The following is a 17,889-nucleotide window of genomic DNA, read 5'->3' on the forward strand; positions in this document are numbered from 1 at the left end:
TACCCCAAAGTTGCGTATCCCCGGGTTCATTTTCACGACGCGGTGAGGGGTATCATTGATTGATGTCAATTTTGCGCGAGGCAGGTCGAAAAAGCTGCGCGGGCAGCCGGGCGCGCGGGTAGCGTCAACCCTGCGCCATCAGCGCGCGCAGCACCTGCGGGACCGCTTCGGGGAGGTCCTCGGCGATCAGGCCGGGGCCGAAGCTGCGCGCGGCCTCGACATGGAGCCAGGCGGCGGAGGTCGCGGCGTCGAAGGGTTTGAACCCGCGCGCAAGCAGCCCCGCGATCAACCCGGCCAGCACATCGCCTGCGCCTGCGGTCGCAAGCCACGGCGCTGCGCGGTCCTGCGTCGCCGAATGCAGCGCGACGCGCCCGTCGGGGTCGGCAATCGCGGTATCCGCCCCTTTGAGCAGCACCGTGCAGCCCGCGCGCGCCGCGGCTTCGCGGGTGGCGTCCAGCTTGGAATAGGTCGGATCGTCGCCTGACAGCTTCTCGGCCAGATCGGGGAACAGCCGGTTGAACTCGCCCGGATGCGGGGTCAGCACGCAATCCGCGTGAAGCTGGCCGAAAAGCACGCTCGGATCCTCGGCAAAGGCGCTGAGCGCATCGGCATCGAGCACCGTCGCGCGTTTGCCCCAAAGGGCCGCCGGCACCATCTCCTGCGCGCGCGCCATGCCCAGACCGGGGCCGAGGCAGAGCGCGTTGAGACGGTCGTCGCCCAGCATCCCGCGCAAGGAATAGGCGTCGGGCAGGGCGTTCAGCATGATCGCGTCGAGATGGGCGGCGTTCTCGGCCAGCGCCTTGGGCGGGCAGGCGAGCGTCACCAGCCCCGCGCCGATCCTGAGCGCCGCACGTGCCGCCATCCGCCCAGCACCGCCTTTGCCCGCGCCGCCCGAGAGCACCAGCGCATGACCGTGGCTGTATTTGTGGCCCGCCTGCTTCATCAGGAAATTCGACGGGCGGTCGATCAGCTGCGCTGCCCCGGGGGGCGCATCCTGCGGCAGGCCGATATTGGTCACGATGAGATCGCCGCGCATCGACGCGCCGCCGCCGGGCCGGTCGGGCCCGTCCGAGGGGTCGAGGTAATGGCCGCATTTCGCGCGATGGAAGCTGACCGTCAGATCGGCCGGGAAAGCACCGCCGAGATTGCGCCCGCTATCCGAGGAAATCCCGCTGGGAATATCGACCGCGACAAAACGCGGGCGCGGTCCCGAGGGATTGGAAAAGCGTCGCGGATAAATCCCGCGCCATGTCTTCGCGGTGTCGTCGGGCATCGGACGGGTCAGGCCGGTGCCGAACAGCGCGTCGATCACCAGCCCGCCCTCCATCTCGTCGATCCGGTCCTCGATCGCGGCATCGTCCCAGGGCAGGACCGCGCCGATCTGCATCCAGCGGTCGTGATTGGTCTGCGCGTCTGGGGGCAGGCGGGTCGGGTCGCCATAGGCGTAGCAGGCGATGGTCCAGTCGCGCTCGGCCAGAAGCCGCGCGATCACATAGCCGTCGCCGCCATTATTGCCGGGACCGCACAGCACCACCGCCTGCGAGGGTCCCGGATCGGGCCAGCGCGAGAAGATCGCCGTGACGACGCTTTCCCCGGCGCGCTCCATCAATTCAAGGCCCGTCACCGCGCCGCTCTCGATCTCGGCGCGTTCGCATTGGCGCATTTGGCTCGCGGTCAGGATTTCGTGCATGGTCCTCGGGTCTTCAAAGGAATCGTTTTCAAACTGCTGCTTTTTTGTGCTACTTGCACGAATAGCGGGCGCGGCTTTCGGAATTCCGATCCCCATTCCGCTCCCGTCCAGCCTAGCCGATTGCGGGGGCTTTGGGAAAGTGGTCTGAGGGGGTCGGAACGAAGACCTGACGGAGGAGTCGGCGGCATGAAAAAGGTGGAGGCGATCATCAAGCCCTTCAAACTCGATGAGGTGAAAGAAGCACTTCAGGAAGTTGGTATTCAGGGCCTTTCGGTGATCGAGGTGAAAGGGTTCGGACGCCAGAAGGGCCATACCGAGCTTTATCGCGGCGCCGAATATGTCGTGGATTTCCTGCCCAAGGTGAAGATCGAGATGGTGCTGCCCGACGACCTCGTCGACGCCGCCATCGAAGCGATCACGAATGCCGCGCGCACCGAGAAGATCGGTGACGGCAAGATTTTCGTCTCTCCGATGGAGCAGGCGATCCGTATCCGCACCGGCGAGTCGGGCGACGACGCGCTGTAACTTCCGCCATTCCCGCCGGGCCTCGTTGCGGGTCCGGGGATAACCCAAGCTCAACGAAAGGGTAATGTGACATGAGCATCAAGGACGCTCTCAAACTGATGAAGGACGAAGACGTCGAATACGTCGACGTTCGCTTCACCGATCCGCGCGGCAAGCTGCAGCACGTGACGCTGATGCATACCGAGGTCGACGAAGATTTCTTCGAAGAAGGCTTCATGTTCGACGGCTCCTCGATCGCGGGCTGGAAGTCGATCGATCAGTCCGACATGAAACTGATCCCGGACGCGTCCTCGGTCTATATCGACCCCTTCTACGCCGAGAAAACCATGTGCGTGCACTGCACCGTGGTCGAGCCCGACACCGGCGAACCCTATGCCCGCGACCCGCGCGGCACCGCCGAGAAGGCCGAAGCCTATCTCGTCGCCTCGGGCATCGGTGACTCGGCCTTCTTCGGTCCGGAAGCGGAATTCTTCCTCTTCGACGACGTGAAGTTCTCGGTCTCGATGAACAAGGTCTCCTACGAGGTCGATGCGCTCGACGCGGCCTGGAACACCGACACCGATTACGAGATGGGCAACATGGGCCATCGTCCGGGCGTCAAGGGTGGCTACTTCCCGGTCAACCCGGTGGATGACGCGCAGGACCTGCGTTCGGAAATGCTCTCGACCATGAAGCGCATGGGCATGAAGGTCGACAAGCACCACCACGAAGTGGCCTCGTGCCAGCACGAGCTGGGCCTGATCTTCGGGACGCTGACCAAGCAGGCCGACGACATCCAGAAGTACAAATACGTGATCCACAACGTGGCGCACGCCTATGGCAAATCGGCGACCTTCATGCCGAAGCCGATCGCGGGCGACAACGGCACCGGCATGCACGTGAACATGTCGATCTGGAAGGACGGCAAGCCGCTCTTCGCAGGCGACAAATACGCCGACCTGTCGCAGGAAGCGCTGTACTTCATCGGCGGCATCCTGAAGCACGCGAAGACGCTCAACGCCTTCACCAACCCGTCGACCAACTCCTACAAGCGTCTGATCCCGGGCTTTGAAGCTCCGGTTCTGCGCGCGTATTCGGCACGTAACCGTTCGGGCTGTGTCCGTATTCCGTGGGCTGAATCCCCCAAGGCAAAGCGCGTCGAAGCCCGTTTCCCCGATCCGTCGGCGAACCCCTACCTGTGCTTCTCGGCTCTGCTGATGGCTGGCCTCGACGGCATCAAGAACAAGATCGACCCGGGCCCGTCCTCGGACAAGGACCTCTACGATCTGCCGCCGGAAGAACTGGCCGCGATCCCGACCGTTTGCGCCTCGCTGCGTGAAGCTCTGGAATCGCTCGAAGCCGATCACGACTTCCTTATGGCCGGTGACGTGTTCACCAAGGACCAGATCGAGGGCTACATCGCGCTCAAGTGGGAAGAAGTGTACGCGTTCGAGCACACCCCCCACCCGGTGGAATACAAGTACTACTACTCCTGCTAAACGGGAGAGGGACAGTGATAGGAAGGGGCGTCCGGTCGGGCGCCCCTTTCGCTTTTGAGCCTGAGATATCTTTGGGCCTCCGATATGGCGGTTTCGCATCGGCGGACGCCGGGTAAAGCCACATCCCTTGACAGACGCACCCGCGCCGCCCATCTGTCGGGCCTTGGCTGCCGGATGCCTGCCGCCCGCGGGGTGTGACCCATGGTGAAATCCGGTTCACGATCGCTCTCCATTCTTTCGGGGGCTCTTCGGCAATGCGGGCCCCGAAGCGGTGGATCATCCCCGTGGAGACGAGACGATGACTGTAAACACAGTGAAAGACGTGAAGGCGCAGGCGCGCCGGTTGAGCGAGGCGATGGCGCGCGCGGGGACTCCCGTTGCGCTGTCGAAAGCCTATGAGCTGACCGCGCAGGCGGCGGGGCATGCCGATTGGAACACGATGGTGGCGGCGCTCAAACGCGCCGAACCCGCGGCGCAGGCGCCGGGCTATGCCCTCGGCGATACGGTGCGCGGGCGCTATCTGGGCCATCCGGTGAGCGGGCGCGTCCATGCGCTGCGCCGCAAGGGCGAGACCCATTACGACATCGAGATCGCGCTGGATGAGCCCGTGGATGTGGTTGAAAGCCCGGCATTTTCCTCGATGCGGCGGCGTGTGCGCGCGACCATTGGCGCGGATGGGCGTTCGATCGGGCGGCGCTCCGACGGGGTCGCGCATCTCGAACTGGACTGAGCAGAAGGGGCGCATCTAGCGCCCCTTTTTCTTTGCGCGCGGCTGGGGCAGGATCGTCCGGCGAGATGGCGGGGAGGGATCATGCGCTCTGAGAAGGATAAGATGCTGGCGGGCGAATTGTATCGCGCCGAGGGCCCGGAGATCGAAGCCGATGTGGCACGGGCTGCTGCGTGGATGGATCGGTTCAACGCTACCGTCGCGCATAGTGCCGAAGAGTGCCACGCGCTGCTGACGGAGCTGTTCGCGGACGTGGGGCAGGGCGCGCGCATTCGCCCGCCATTTCATTGCGATTACGGCAGCAATATCCGGCTCGGGGCCGGGGTTTTCCTGAATTACGACTGTGTCATTCTCGATGTGGTTGCGGTCACGATCGGCGATCGGACGCAGATCGGGCCGAAGGTGCAGATCCTGACCGCCGATCATCCGCGCGATCCGGAGGCGCGCAGGACGGGGCTGGAATTCGGACGGCCCGTGCGGATCGGCGAAGATGTCTGGATCGGCGGCGGCGCGATCATCCTGCCGGGTATCACGGTGGGCGATGGCGCGTTGATCGGTGCGGGTGCGGTGGTGACGCGCGACGTGCCTGCGGGCGCTACGGTCGCGGGTAACCCGGCGCGGATCATCGGCAAGGCTTAGCGAAACTTGCCCCGCCGCGCCCTTCTCGCTAAGGGAAACCAAAGATCAATCAGGAGGATCAGGCATGAGCCGCGCATTCGTATTCCCCGGTCAGGGCGCACAGGTCATCGGCATGGGCAAGGCATTGGCCGACGCCTATCCCGCGTCGAAAGCGGTGTTCGAAGAGGTCGATGAGGCGCTCGGGCAAAAGCTGAGCCAGCTCATCTGGGAAGGCGAGCAGGACGAGCTGACGCTGACCGCCAACGCGCAGCCCGCGCTGATGGCGACCTCGATCGCAGCCCTGCGCGCGCTGGAGGCCGAAGGCCATGCAGTCACCGATGCGGCTTATGTCGCGGGTCACTCGCTGGGCGAATATTCGGCGCTTTGTGCGGCGGGTTCGCTGAGCCTGGCCGACACCGCGCGTCTGCTGCGCGTGCGCGGCGATGCGATGCAATCGGCGGTGCCGGTGGGCGTGGGCGCGATGGCCGCGATCCTCGGGCTCGATTTTGAGGCCGCGTCGAAAGTCGCAGCCGAGGCGGCGCAGGGCGAGGTCTGTCAGGCCGCGAACGACAACGATCCGAGCCAGGTCGTGATCTCGGGCGACAAGGCGGCGGTCGAACGCGCCACGGTGCTTGCCAAGGAAGCGGGCGCGAAGCGGGCCGTGATGCTGCCGGTCTCCGCACCGTTCCACTGCGCGCTGATGCAGCCCGCAGCCGATGCGATGGATGCCGCGCTGGCGGGCGTCGAGATCAAGGCGCCGGTGGTGCCGCTGGTCGCCAATGTCCGCGCCGAGGCGGTGAGCGACCCGGCCCTGATCCGCGAGCTGCTGGTCGAGCAGGTCACGGGCTCGGTGCGCTGGCGCGAGAGCGTGGCGTGGATGGCCGGTCAGGGCGTCGACGAGATCTGGGAAATCGGCGCCGGCAAGGCGCTTTCGGGCATGATCCGCCGGATCGCGAAAGAGGTGACCTGCCGCGCGGTCGGCACGCCGGAGGATATCGCCGCGCTGAAAGGCTGAGGGCTGCGCCGGGGGATCTTCCCCCGGACCCCCTGGGATATTTCCATCGAGAAGAAGCTTAGGCCGACCGGTTCGAAAGCGAATTGGTCGGCTTTTTCATGCGGTTGTGATCGCGATGCGCCTGTCGCTTTGATGCGCGCAACCATGGCGTGTGGCACTTAGAGTTCCCTAACGGCGCTTTCGCTGCTAAGAGAGCGCCAACTTAGATAAGAGGTAGCATGATGTTCGATCTGAAAGGCAAACGCGCGCTTGTCACCGGGGCTTCTGGCGGGATCGGCGCCGAAATCGCGCGGGCCCTCCATGCGGGCGGTGCATCGGTGGCACTGTCGGGCACGCGGGTCGAGCCGCTCGAGGCACTGGCCGCCGAGCTGGGCGAGGGCGCGTATGTTTGCCCGGCGAATCTGAGCGATCCGGAATCGGTCGAGGCGCTGCCGAAAGCGGCGATCGAGGCGATGGGTGGTCTCGACATTCTCGTGAACAATGCCGGCATCACGCGGGACCAGCTGACGATGCGGATGTCGGACGAGGATTGGCAATCGGTGATCGACGTGAACCTGACGGCGGCGTTCCGCCTGATGCGTGCGGTTCTTCGCCCCATGATGAAAGCGCGTTGGGGCCGGATCATCAACATCACCTCCGTTGTCGGGCAGACCGGCAATCCCGGTCAGGTGAACTATGCGGCCGCCAAGGCGGGTCTCGTTGGTGCGTCGAAATCGCTCGCGCAGGAAGTCGCGACGCGCGGCGTGACGGTGAACTGCGTGGCGCCGGGCTTCATCGAGACGCCGATGACGGAAAAGCTCACCGAGGCTCAGAAGGACGCGATCCTGTCGGGTATCCCGGCCGGGCGCATGGGCACGCCGGAAGAAATCGCGGCTGCGGTGCGCTACATCGCAAGTCCCGAGGCGGGCTACGTCACCGGTGCGGTGCTGCACGTCAATGGCGGCGGGACGATGGCCTGACGTCTTTGTGACCCTAGGGCACGAAGGCCTTTGATAGGATAGAGAAACGTCTTGCCATGGGCCACGGCAATCGCTAAGAGCGCTGCAGACGGGCCGGGCGGAAAAGCCACGGCTCTGAATTGCGGTCTTCGGGTTGACCCGGGGCGCGCGGGTTGAGACGCTCGTAATCGAGCAAGCATGAACGGGCTAGGCCCTATAAACTTTGAGGAATTGACATGAGCGACATCGCTGATCGCGTGAAGAAGATCGTCGTGGAGCATCTCGGCGTGGAAGAGGACAAGGTCACTGAGAGCGCCTCGTTCATCGACGACCTCGGTGCGGACAGCCTCGACACGGTCGAGCTGGTCATGGCCTTCGAAGAAGAGTTCGGCATCGAGATCCCCGATGACGCCGCCGAGAACATTCAGACCGTCGGCGATGCGGTGAAATTCATCTCGGAAGCGCAGTAAGCCTTTTACGGCTAACGCTGAGAGAGAGTTAAGGGCGGCGCTTCGGGGAACCGGAGCGCCGCTTTTCTTTTGCGCAAAGCGCGCGCCTGCGTTCGGGGGAGGGAAGATGCGGAGTTTCGTCGCGATCGAGCTGCCCGAGGCGCATGTCGAGGCCATCGAGCGGTTGCAGCAGGCTCTGGGCGCGGGCCGGATCGTGCAGCCCGAGAACCTGCACCTGACGCTGGCGTTTCTAGGCGAGATCGACGCAGGCCAGCTCGAGGCGCTGGACGAGGGGCTGCGGGCCATCGACTGGGCGCCCGGGCCGGAGGTGGTGCTGGCGGGGCTGGAGATTTTCGGCAGTGCCGCGCGACCGGAGGCGCTGGTGCTGGGCGTGCAGGCCGATCCCAACCTCGACCGTTGGCACCGCGCGGTGATGGGCGCTGCGCGTCTGGCGGAGATCGACCTGCCGCGGCGGCGGTTTCGCCCGCATGTCACCCTGGCGCGGTTCGGCAAGCGCGCATCTCCGGGGGATTTGTTGCGGCTGGGGCGACTCATGGCGGCGGAAGGCGCTGTGAAGCTGCCCGCCTTCACGCCCGAGCAGGTGGCGTTGATCCAGTCCATGCTGGGACACGGGCCGCCGCGGCATGACGTTTTAATGCGCTATCCGGATGAAAAATCTGTGCAATTCGCGAAGACCTGACCGAAAGTGCAATCGTGCCCGCGCGGCTGTTAACCCTTCGTTAACGAATTAGGCGTCCCTTGGAGAGGTCGCGGGTGCTTATGTAAAATGCCCTTCTGCCCGCGCAGTTGAGGTCACGTTATGTCTGTGTTTCGCCGGGCTCGGGTTCTGATCCGTCCTCTTTTGGTTTTCGCCGCCGCGCTTGCGGGGTTGGCTCTGCTGGCGCAGATGGCCACCGCGCTGTCGGGCGAGGATATGGTCGTGCGCGCGCTCACGTCGTGGAACGCGATGGGCGCGTGGACGGCGCTGGCCATTCTGGCGATGGCGGGCGCGATTGCGTTTCGGCGCGAGGCGCCGAATGTGGCGCGCGGGCTGGCGGCGGGAACGCTGTTGCTGTGCCTGTTCTCGAACTTTGCGGAGGTCTATGACCTGAGCGGTGCGCGGGCGATCGGGGGAGGCGCGGCCGCGCTCCTGGGGATCACCGCGGCGGGGTTCTTCGCGCTGGAGGCGGGTGCTTATCTGTTTGGAACGATTGCCTATCTGACGGTGTTCGGCGGGGCTTTGATGTACCTGCTGTCGCACAGTATCGCGACCAGCCGGCTGGCGGAGGGCGTGTCGATCGGGGCGGCGCTGGCGATCATGTGTCTCGCCTATGCGGGGCTCATCTGCCGCAGCGATCGTGGGGTGATGCGGGTGCTGCTCAACGAGCATGCCTCGGGGCGGCAGGCACGGGCGCAGATGCTTCTGGGGGTCGTCGCGCCCTTCCTGCTGGGCACGTTCTACCTGCTCAGCGATCAGGGGAGTCAGGTGCGCGCGGAGCTGCTGTTGCTGGTCGCGACCATCGTGGGGGTGAATATCGGGCTGATCATCCTGATGGCCGTGTCACTGGAGCGGGTGGATCATGCGCGCCGCAAGGCCGAGCGGGAGCTGGTGAACCGGGCGATGCGCGACGGGCTGACGGGGCTGTTCAACCGGGAGATGCTCGGGCGGCGTTTCGCGCAGTATTTCACGCAGGGGATGCGCGAGCAGGTGCCTTTCACGGCGCTGATGGTCGATCTCGACCATTTCAAGCAGATCAACGATCTGGGCGGGCATTCTCTGGGCGATCGCGTTCTGCGCCGCACGGCGCGGGCGATGCGGGCGCAGCTGCGGCTGGAGGATACGATGGCGCGGGTCGGCGGCGAGGAATTCTCGGTGATCCTGCCGGGGGCAGGGCTGGTCGAGGCGCTCGAAGTGGCGGAGCGGCTGCGCGCCTGTGTGGCGGGGCTGCGTTTCGAGGATCAGTACGGCGCGGCGCTGCAGGTCACTGTCTCGATCGGGGTGGCCGAATGGGAGCGCGGCGAGGAGCTGCGGAGCCTCTATGCGCGCGCCGACGGGGCGCTCTACGCGGCGAAGAATGGCGGGCGCGACCGGGTGTTGCTGGCGCCGCCCACCGCTCAGATGCGCTGTACCGCGCAGGCGTTGCCGCCCCTGAGCGCGGGGCGGGCGCCGACGGCTGTGCCGACGCTCCCGGCACGGCAGACTGAACCGGTTCGCGCCCCGCAACGCTAGCCCCCTCACGCGCCGTCCGTCCTGAACGGTAACCCGCCTGTCGCAATGGGTTATGATTGCGCCTTTGCGCGCCCCCGTGTATCAGGTCTGCCAAGATATTTGGCTGAGAAAGAGGTCGGGCATGCGTCGGGTAGTAGTCACGGGTCTGGGAATGGTCACGCCGCTGGCTTGCGGCGTCGAGGAGACCTGGTCGCGGCTTATCGCGGGACAATCGGGGGCGGGCGCGATCTCGCGCTTCGATGCGTCCAATGTGACCACGAAATACGCCTGCGAGATTCCGCTGGGCGACGGGTCCGACGGCACATTCAATGCCGATGACTGGATGGAGCCGAAAGAGCAGCGCAAGGTCGACGATTTCATCCTCTACGGGATGACCGCGGCGACGCAGGCGGTGAAGGATTCCGGCTGGGAGCCGCAGGACGAAGAGAGCCGTCTGCGCACCGGTGTGATGATCGGCTCGGGGATCGGCGGCCTCAGCTCGATCGCGGATACGGCCGTACTGATCAAGGAAAAGGGCGTCCGCCGGGTCAGCCCGTTCTTCATTCCGGGCGCGCTGATCAACCTCGTCTCGGGACAGGTCTCGATCCGCTTCGGCTTCAAGGGGCCGAACCATGCGGTCGTGACCGCCTGTTCGACCGGCGCGCATGCCATTGGCGATGCGGCGCGCCTGATCATGCTCGGCGATGCCGATGTGATGGTCGCGGGCGGCGCGGAGAGCCCGATCTCGGAGATCGGCATCGCGGGCTTCAATGCCTGCAAGGCGCTGTCCACGAAGCGCGGTAACGAGCCGGAGGCTGCGAGCCGTCCGTGGGATGCCGATCGCGACGGGTTCGTGATGGGCGAGGGCGCGGGCTGCGTCGTGCTGGAGGAATATGAGCACGCCAAGGCGCGCGGCGCGAAGATCTATGCCGAGGTGCTGGGCTATGGTCTGTCGGGCGACGCCTATCACATCACCGCGCCGTCCGAGGATGGCGATGGTGGCTTCCGCGCGATGAAAGCCGCGCTGGAGCGGGCCGATCTGAACCCCGATCAGGTGGATTACATCAACGCGCATGGCACTTCGACCATGGCCGACGTGATCGAACTGGGCGCGGTGCAGCGCCTGCTGGGCGACGCGGCCTCGAAAGCCACGATGAGCTCGACCAAGTCCTCGGTCGGCCACCTTCTGGGGGCTGCCGGCGCGGTGGAGGCGATCTTCTCGATCCTCGCGATCCGCGATCAGATCGCACCGCCGACGCTGAATCTGGAAAATCCGCCGGAAGAGGCCGTGATCGACCTCGCGCCGAAGACCGCGGTCAAGCGCAAGATCGACGTCGCGCTGTCCAACAGCTTCGGCTTCGGTGGCACCAATGCGAGCCTCGTGATGGGCAAGGTGGATAGCTGATGTGGCGTAACATCGTCTCGAATTTCCTGACGCTGCTGATCGTCATTCTCGTCGCTCTGGGCGGGTTGGTCGCCTGGGCGAAGAACCAATATGTCGAGCCGGGCCCGCTGGCCGAGGCGATGTGCCTTCGCGTCGCGCCGGGCGAAAGCCTGCAGGGCGTGTCGTCCAGTCTGAAAGACAAGGGGGCGATCTCGTCCTCCTATCTGTTCCGCACGGGCGCGCAGTATGAGGAAAAGGCCGACAAGCTTAAATTCGGCTCCTACCTGATCGAGCCGAACGCTTCGATGCAGTCCATCGTCGGGCAGATCACGTCGGGCGGGCCTTCGACCTGCGGCTCGGAACTGGTGTTCCGGATCGGCGTGAACGGCAACGAAGTGCTACTGCGCGAGCTGGACCCGACTACGGGCGATTATCAGAAGGTCGCGGAGTACAATCCCGAGAGCGAGAAGCCGCCCGAAGGGTTCGAGGACAAGGCCGACCGTGCCGATGTCCGCACCCGCGTGACGGTGGTCGACGGTGTGACCAGCTGGCAGATCGTGCAGGGGCTGCAGGAAGCGAGCTTCCTGTCGGGCAAGATCGACGGGGTGCCGGGCGAAGGCACGCTTGCACCTGACAGCTACGAGGTGACGCGCGGCGCCGACCGGCAGGCACTGATCGATCTGATGGCCGATCGCCAGTCGAAAATCCTCGCGGATGCCTGGGACGGACGCGCCGAGGGGCTGCCCTATGACAATCCGCAGCAGGCGCTGACGATGGCGTCGATCGTCGAGAAGGAAACCGGTGTGCCGCAAGAGCGCCCGGAAGTGGCGAGCGTCTTCATCAATCGCCTCGAGAAGGGGATGCGTCTGCAGACCGACCCGACGGTGATCTACGGCGTGACCGAAGGCAAGGGCGTGCTGGGCCGCGGTCTGCGCCAGTCCGAGCTGCGCAAGGCGACGCCCTACAACACCTATGTCATCGACGGGCTGCCGCCCGGACCGATCGCGAATCCGGGCAAGGCGGCCATCGAGGCGGCGCTGCATCCCGATTCGACCGACTACCTGTTCTTCGTAGCCGATGGCTCCGGTGGACATGCGTTCTCGAGCACGATCGAGGAGCATAATCGGAACGTAGCGAAGTGGCGCGAGATCGAGAAACAGCGTCAGGAAGACGCGTCAAGCAACTGATAAAGCAGAAAGAACCCCGGTTTGCGCCGGGGTTTTTTCTTGACCAGATTGCACAACCCAGAATTTAGAGCTTGACTTTGCGAACGCTCTCGGGTAGAGATTTGGCATGCTAGGAGAAGTGGGCAAGCGCCGCGGGGAAACCCGACGGCGTTTTTTCATGACTCTCGAACGAACCAACTTGGAACGGGTGGGTTCGTCAGTGATGCAAGACAACAAAGTGAACGAGGCGGGGGCGCCGGTCGATCTTCTGGATCAGACCGAAGCGCTCTATCGGGACGTGGCCGAGGAGCTGGCGCAGGCGCTGCAGGGGGTGCGGCGCGGCGACATATCCGAGGCGAAAGCGGCGGTGCAGGCGGTCAAGGACCTCCGCACCGCTTTTCATTTGGTGATGGAGGAACGATCGCGTGTCGAGAAACTCCGCAGACAGCTGGCAGGTGTCGCCGCCGGACGCGATGGCGCGCTCGACTTCGATGCCGCCAGAGCTGAAATCGGGCGCCGCCTGGCTCGCCTCCGCGACGCCTGAGAGCGTCGAGGCGTTTCTCGACGGGCTCGACGACAATGCATTGCTCGCGCTGCCCTGGATCTTCGAGTTCTGGGCGCTCGATCATCAGCTTCCGCCCGAGGGGGATTGGAAGTCCTGGGTGATCATGGGCGGACGCGGCGCGGGCAAGACGCGGGCCGGGGCCGAGTGGGTGCGTGCGCAGGTGGAAGGCGCACGCCCGCTCGACCCCGGGAAGGCGCGGCGCGTGGCGCTGGTCGGCGAGACCTTCGATCAGGTGCGCGATGTGATGGTGATGGGGGAGAGCGGGATCTTGGCCTGCTCTCCGCCCGACCGCAGGCCCGATTGGGAAGCGGGGCGCAGGCGGCTTGTCTGGCCGAACGGGGCGACGGCGCAGGCCTTCTCGGCCTATGAGCCCGAGGCGCTGCGGGGCCCGCAATTCGACGCGGCCTGGGTCGATGAGTTGGGCTGCGCGGCGATCGACAAGGGTACGAACGAGCCCAACAAGTTCCTCGACCCGAAAAGCTCGGAAAGCGCGCTGCCGCATTACTCGGATGGGCGGCGCGATGATTACATCCAGATGCAATATCTGCGGGCGATGACCGAGTATTGGGGGGCAGAGGCCAACAATCCGATCTCGGAATATTACGGTGGGCCGATGGTGGATATGGCGCGCGCGCATGTCTGGGCGTGGGATGTGCGGCCCTATCCGCAATTTCCCGGTCTGCCGGAGGTGTGGGACGACGCGGCGAATTACGCGCGGGGGCATTGGATTTCGGGGCGGGCGACGGCACAGCCTCTGGCGCATGTCGTGGGCGAGATTTGTGCGCTGGCGGGGGTCGAGGTGTTCGATGTAAGCGCGCTGCACGGGGTGGTGCGCGGATATGCGATGCCCGGGGGGATCACGCCGCGCGGCGCGTTGCAGTCGCTGAGCCTGATCTACGGTTTCGATGCGGTGGAGCGCGACGGGGTGCTGGTGTTCCGGATGCGCGATGCGTCAGTCGATGCGGAGGTGATGCCTCCGCTACTGGCGCTGGATGGCGACGATCAGAGCCTTGAGACGCGCCGCGCGCCGGAGGCGGAGATCGCGGGACGTGTGCGACTGGCCTATGTCGAGGCCGATGGCAGTTTCGAAACCCGCGCCGTCGAAGCGATCTTCCCCGACGAGGAAAACGGACCCGCCTCTGCGAGCGAGGCGCCCCTGGCGCTGACGCGGGCGGAGGGAATGCGCGTGGTGAACCGCTGGCTCTCGGAGGCGCGCGTGGCGCGCGATACGGCGCAGTTCACGCTTCCACCCTCGATGGGGTGGCTCGGGCCGGGGGATGTCGTGGTGCTGCAGACCGAGGAGGGCGCGCGGCGCTACCGGATCGACCGGATGGAGCGCGCCGAAGCGATCCGCGTGGAAGCGGTCCGGGTGGAGCTGGGGATCTATGAGGCCTCGGAAGAGACCGACGAAGTTGCGCGGATCGAGAGCTTCACGCCGCCTGTGCCAGTCACACCGGTATTCCTTGATTTGCCATTGCTGACAGGCGCGGAAGATCCTTATGCGCCGCATCTGGCCGTCACGGCGAGCCCTTGGCCGGGAGCGGCAGCTCTGTATTCCGCGCTCGAGGATGCGGGCTATGCGCTGAATACCAAGATCGAGACGCAAGCCGCGATCGGGGTGACACAGACGATCTTGCCGCATGCGCAGAGCGGGCTCTGGGATCGCGGGCCGAGCTTGCGCGTAAAGATGCTGTCGGGGGCCTTGGAAAGCGCGAGCGAAGAGGGTGTGTTGGCGGGACTGAACGCGATGGCGATCGGGGATGGCTCGTCTGATCTCTGGGAGGTGTTCCAGTTCCGGGCCGCCGAGCCCGTGGAGCCGGGCGTCTGGGATGTCTCGATGCGCTTGCGCGGGCAGGCTGGGAGCGATGCGCTGATGCCCGGTGCGTGGCCGGAAGGTTCGGTCGTCGTGCTGCTCGACGGGGCGCCGCGCCAGATCGAGGTGCCGCCCTCGGCGCGAAATCAAGCGCGTCACTACCGGGTGGGACCGGCGGGGCGGGGCTATGATGACCCGTCCTATATTCATACGGTTCAGGCCTTTGCGGGCATCGGGCTGCGACCCTTGTCGCCCTGTCATTTGCGCACGCAGGCGCTGGGCGGTGATCTGCGGCTGAGTTGGCTGCGGCGGACCCGGATCGGGGGCGACGACTGGGAGGCGCTGGACGTGCCTTTGTGCGAGGTGTCGGAGCGCTATCGGGTGAGGGTGCTCGAAGGGCAGGCGGTCCGGCGCGAGGTGATCGTGAGCGCGCCGGATTGGACCTATGGCGCGGCAGAGCGCGCGGAAGACGGGATGATCGGCGCGCCGAGCTTCGAGGTGGCGCAGGTCTCGGATGTCTTCGGGCCGGGGCTGCCGGCGCGGCTGACCTGGGCGGGGTGAGATGCGCGCGGTACTGGACGGCGATGTGATGGCGTTGGCGCGGGTGGTGATGCTCTGGCCCGATGCGCGGCGCATGGACCGGCTTCACCGACTCCTCGACCGGGTTCATGCGGCGGACCTCTATTGCAAGCGATTCCGCCGCGCGCATCCGCACTGGGGGAACGGCTCGGTTCTGAGCATGGCGCTGGGCCTGCCGCGGGCGAAGGCCGGGCCGGGCGATCCGCGCTATCTGCAGGCGCTGGGCTATGTCTGTGCGGGGATGGCCGCGTGGCGCTTGACGCGACAGCCCCTTAAGCGAAATGACGAAACGCCCCTTCCTTTATTCGCCGGAAAGCCTATGTGTTAAGTTCTTGCGCGCGAAGAGGGAGTAATCCGATGAACAAGCAGATGGCCAAGGTTACCACCGTCGATCCGGTCTGGACGCAGATTTGCGACGAGGCGCGGGCTGCGGTGCGCGACGAGCCGCTTCTGGGGTCCTTGATCCATGCCGGGCTCTTGCATCATCCGACGCTCGAACGGGCGCTGGCCTATCGTTTCTCGATGAAATTGGCCTCGGCGGAGATGAGCGAGCAGCTTCTGCGTGAGATCGCCGAGGAAGCTTTCGCTGCCGATCCTGCCTTGGGGCAGGCGGCGCGGGCCGATCTGGTGGCCGTGCACGAGCGCGACCCGGCCTGCCACCGGCTGATCCAGCCGCTGTTGTTCTTCAAGGGGTTTCAGGCGCTGCAAAGCTACCGGATCGCGCATTGGCTGTTCACGAACGGTCGCCGCGACATGGCCTATTTCGTGCAGATGCGGACCTCCGAGCTGTTCGGCGTGGACATCCATCCCGGCGCGAAGATCGGGCGCGGCATCATGATGGACCATGCCCATTCGATCGTGATCGGCGAAACGGCTGTCGTGGGCGACAATGTCTCGATGCTGCATTCGGTGACGCTTGGCGGGACCGGCAAGGAAGACGAAGAGCGTCACCCGAAGATCGGCAATGGCGTGCTGATCGGGGCGGGTGCGAAGGTGCTCGGCAATATCCATGTCGGCGATTACAGCCGGATCGCGGCGGGTTCGGTGGTGCTGGAAGACGTGCCGTGCTGCAAGACCGTAGCCGGGGTTCCCGCGAAGATCGTGGGCGAGGCGGGCTGCGACCGTCCCGCGCGCGAGATGGATCAGCTTTTGCACAGCAAGTGAGAGCATTTCATATGGATTAGACAGGCGGGGCTTCAGCCCCGCTTTTTTCATGTCGCGAACAGGTCTGCGATGAGCACGCTCGCGAATTCAGACCTCGCGCATGGGTCTTCCCCTTGGTGGAAATATCCCGGGGGGTGAATTCGCGAATGCGAAAAGGGGGGCAGCGCCCCCCTTTCCTGCGTTTCAGACTGTACGGCCCGATCAGGCCAGCATCAGCATCGGGTTCTCAAGGTTCTCGCAGATCGCCTTCATCAGCTCCGCGCCGAGCGCCCCGTCGATCACGCGGTGATCGACCGAGAGCGTCATCGACATGACGGTCGCCACTTCGATCTCGCCCTCGTCATTCACGACCGGCTGTTTGATCCCTGCGCCGACGGCGAGGATCGCGCCATGCGGCGGGTTGATGACCGCGTCGAAATTCTCGATCCCGAACATGCCGAGATTGGAGATCGCGAAGCTGCCGCCCTGATATTCATGCGGCGCGAGCTTGCGGTCGCGCGCACGGGTGGCGAGGTCCTTCATCTCCGCGGACAGCGTCGAGAGCGACTTCATCTCCGCATCCTTCAGCACCGGGGTGAACAGCCCGCCTTCGATTGCGACCGCGACGGCCACGTCCGAGGGCTTCAGCTTGAACACCTTGTCACCGGCCCAGACCGCATTCGCATCCGGCACCGATTGCAGCGCCAGCGCGCAGGCCTTGATGATGAAGTCGTTGACCGACAGCTTCACGCCGCGCCCCTCGAGCTGCTTGTTGAGCTGCGAGCGGAATTTCATCAGCGCGTCGAGCTTGACCGAGCGGCGCAGGTAGAAATGCGGGATCGTCTGCTTGGCCTCGGTGAGACGCGCGGCGATCGTCTTGCGCATCCCGTTGAGCTCGATCTCCTCGTAGTCGCGCCCCTCATACATCTTGGCGATGGCCGAGGAGGAGACGGTCGGTGCTGCCGGGGCAGGGGCCGCGGCCTCCGCTTTCGGCGCGTCCGCCTTGGCCGGGGCTGCCTTGCCACCTTCAGCGGCTTCGACATCGGCCTTCACGATACGACCTTTCGGACCCGAGCCCTTGAGCGCGGACAGATCGACGCCCTTGTCGGCGGCGATGCGGCGTGCGAGCGGCGAGGCGAAGACGCGCTTGCCATCCGCATCCTGCGGGGCGGCGGGCGCTTTCTCGGTCTTCGGCGCGGCGCTCGGGGCCGACTTCGATCCGCTTTGCTTCGCGGGCGCGCTGTCGGCGTCCTTGGTCTCTTTCGCATCCTCGGCGGCTTCGGCTTGCGCCTCACCGGGAACGGGGCTCTCGGCCTCGTCCACGGCGGAGGCATCCTCGCCCTCTTCCAGCAGCACGGCGATCGGGTCGTTGACCTTCACGCCGGAGGTGCCTTCCGAGACGAGGATCTTGCCGATCACGCCTTCATCCACGGCCTCGAATTCCATCGTGGCCTTGTCGGTCTCGATTTCCGCGATGATGTCGCCAGAGGAGACTTCGTCCCCCTCTTTCACGAGCCATTTCGCGAGCGTGCCTTCCTCCATCGTGGGCGACAGGGCGGGCATCAAAATCTGGGTTGCCATTGCGCTATC

Annotated in this window: 17 protein-coding genes; 15 read left to right on the forward strand and 2 right to left on the reverse strand. The window is 65.4% G+C overall.

What is annotated here, in order from left to right:
- Nucleotides 1-124: 124 nt before the first annotated feature.
- Nucleotides 125-1,690, reverse strand: a complete 1,566-nt coding sequence (locus tag BMI86_RS08035) for an NAD(P)H-hydrate dehydratase (protein ID WP_078540600.1) — start codon at nucleotides 1,688-1,690, stop codon at nucleotides 125-127.
- Nucleotides 1,691-1,876: 186 nt separating this feature from the next.
- Between BMI86_RS08035 and BMI86_RS08040 the strand changes: the two genes are divergently transcribed.
- The 15 genes from BMI86_RS08040 (at nucleotide 1,877) to cysE (ending at nucleotide 16,320) form a co-directional block, all read left to right on the forward strand.
- Nucleotides 1,877-2,215: a P-II family nitrogen regulator gene (locus BMI86_RS08040; protein ID WP_075775041.1), complete on the forward strand. Its 339-nt coding sequence runs from the start codon at nucleotides 1,877-1,879 to the stop codon at nucleotides 2,213-2,215.
- 71 nt (nucleotides 2,216-2,286) lie between these two features.
- Nucleotides 2,287-3,693 (forward strand): type I glutamate--ammonia ligase, encoded by a 1,407-nt coding sequence (gene glnA / locus BMI86_RS08045; protein WP_078540601.1) that lies wholly within the window; start codon nucleotides 2,287-2,289, stop codon nucleotides 3,691-3,693.
- A gap of 298 nt (nucleotides 3,694-3,991) precedes the next feature.
- The gene (locus tag BMI86_RS08050; RefSeq protein WP_078540602.1) at nucleotides 3,992-4,423 is read left to right on the forward strand and encodes a glyoxalase superfamily protein; all 432 of its coding nucleotides are present in this window, start codon (nucleotides 3,992-3,994) and stop codon (nucleotides 4,421-4,423) included.
- 81 nt (nucleotides 4,424-4,504) lie between these two features.
- The gene (locus BMI86_RS08055) at nucleotides 4,505-5,059 is read left to right on the forward strand and encodes a sugar O-acetyltransferase (RefSeq protein ID WP_078540603.1); all 555 of its coding nucleotides are present in this window, start codon (nucleotides 4,505-4,507) and stop codon (nucleotides 5,057-5,059) included.
- Between the two features lie 64 nt (nucleotides 5,060-5,123).
- Nucleotides 5,124-6,053 carry an ACP S-malonyltransferase gene (gene fabD, locus BMI86_RS08060; RefSeq protein WP_078540604.1) on the forward strand — a complete coding sequence of 310 codons (930 nt, stop codon included), beginning with the start codon at nucleotides 5,124-5,126 and terminating at the stop codon, nucleotides 6,051-6,053.
- A 221-nt stretch (nucleotides 6,054-6,274) separates the two neighbouring features.
- Nucleotides 6,275-7,012 (forward strand): 3-oxoacyl-[acyl-carrier-protein] reductase, encoded by a 738-nt coding sequence (fabG, locus tag BMI86_RS08065; protein WP_078521048.1) that lies wholly within the window; start codon nucleotides 6,275-6,277, stop codon nucleotides 7,010-7,012.
- 215 nt (nucleotides 7,013-7,227) lie between these two features.
- Nucleotides 7,228-7,461, forward strand: a complete 234-nt coding sequence (locus BMI86_RS08070; RefSeq protein ID WP_075775036.1) for an acyl carrier protein — start codon at nucleotides 7,228-7,230, stop codon at nucleotides 7,459-7,461.
- 106 nt (nucleotides 7,462-7,567) lie between these two features.
- Nucleotides 7,568-8,140: an RNA 2',3'-cyclic phosphodiesterase gene (gene thpR / locus BMI86_RS08075; protein ID WP_078540605.1), complete on the forward strand. Its 573-nt coding sequence runs from the start codon at nucleotides 7,568-7,570 to the stop codon at nucleotides 8,138-8,140.
- 120 nt (nucleotides 8,141-8,260) lie between these two features.
- Nucleotides 8,261-9,670, forward strand: a complete 1,410-nt coding sequence (locus BMI86_RS08080) for a GGDEF domain-containing protein (protein WP_078540606.1) — start codon at nucleotides 8,261-8,263, stop codon at nucleotides 9,668-9,670.
- Between the two features lie 121 nt (nucleotides 9,671-9,791).
- Nucleotides 9,792-11,054, forward strand: coding sequence for a beta-ketoacyl-ACP synthase II (gene fabF, locus BMI86_RS08085; RefSeq protein ID WP_078540607.1), 1,263 nt, complete (start codon nucleotides 9,792-9,794; stop codon nucleotides 11,052-11,054).
- Nucleotides 11,054-12,220: an endolytic transglycosylase MltG gene (mltG, locus tag BMI86_RS08090; RefSeq protein ID WP_078540608.1), complete on the forward strand. Its 1,167-nt coding sequence runs from the start codon at nucleotides 11,054-11,056 to the stop codon at nucleotides 12,218-12,220. Before fabF ends, mltG begins: the two co-directional genes overlap by 1 nt.
- Before the next feature lie 106 nt (nucleotides 12,221-12,326).
- Entirely contained in the window at nucleotides 12,327-12,743 is a 417-nt protein-coding gene (locus BMI86_RS08095; protein ID WP_246831667.1) for a hypothetical protein, read from the forward strand.
- On the forward strand, nucleotides 12,655-15,138 hold the full coding sequence (locus tag BMI86_RS08100) for a glycoside hydrolase TIM-barrel-like domain-containing protein (RefSeq protein ID WP_168173816.1): 2,484 nt from the start codon (nucleotides 12,655-12,657) through the stop codon (nucleotides 15,136-15,138). The genes BMI86_RS08095 and BMI86_RS08100 overlap by 89 nt, the downstream gene beginning before the upstream one ends.
- 1 nt (nucleotide 15,139) lies before the next feature.
- On the forward strand, nucleotides 15,140-15,484 hold the full coding sequence (locus BMI86_RS08105; protein ID WP_078540611.1) for a hypothetical protein: 345 nt from the start codon (nucleotides 15,140-15,142) through the stop codon (nucleotides 15,482-15,484).
- A gap of 29 nt (nucleotides 15,485-15,513) precedes the next feature.
- Nucleotides 15,514-16,320, forward strand: a complete 807-nt coding sequence (gene cysE / locus BMI86_RS08110) for a serine O-acetyltransferase (RefSeq protein ID WP_078540612.1) — start codon at nucleotides 15,514-15,516, stop codon at nucleotides 16,318-16,320.
- 201 nt (nucleotides 16,321-16,521) lie between these two features.
- Here cysE and BMI86_RS08115 read toward each other — a convergent pair whose 3' ends face one another.
- A complete protein-coding gene (locus BMI86_RS08115; RefSeq protein ID WP_078540613.1) occupies nucleotides 16,522-17,880 on the reverse strand; it encodes a pyruvate dehydrogenase complex dihydrolipoamide acetyltransferase in 1,359 nt (452 codons plus the stop codon).
- Between the last annotated feature and the right edge of the window lie 9 nt (nucleotides 17,881-17,889).

Origin of the sequence: Thioclava sp. DLFJ5-1, assembly GCF_002020115.1 — a bacterium.
Classification (GTDB): domain Bacteria; phylum Pseudomonadota; class Alphaproteobacteria; order Rhodobacterales; family Rhodobacteraceae; genus Thioclava; species Thioclava sediminum.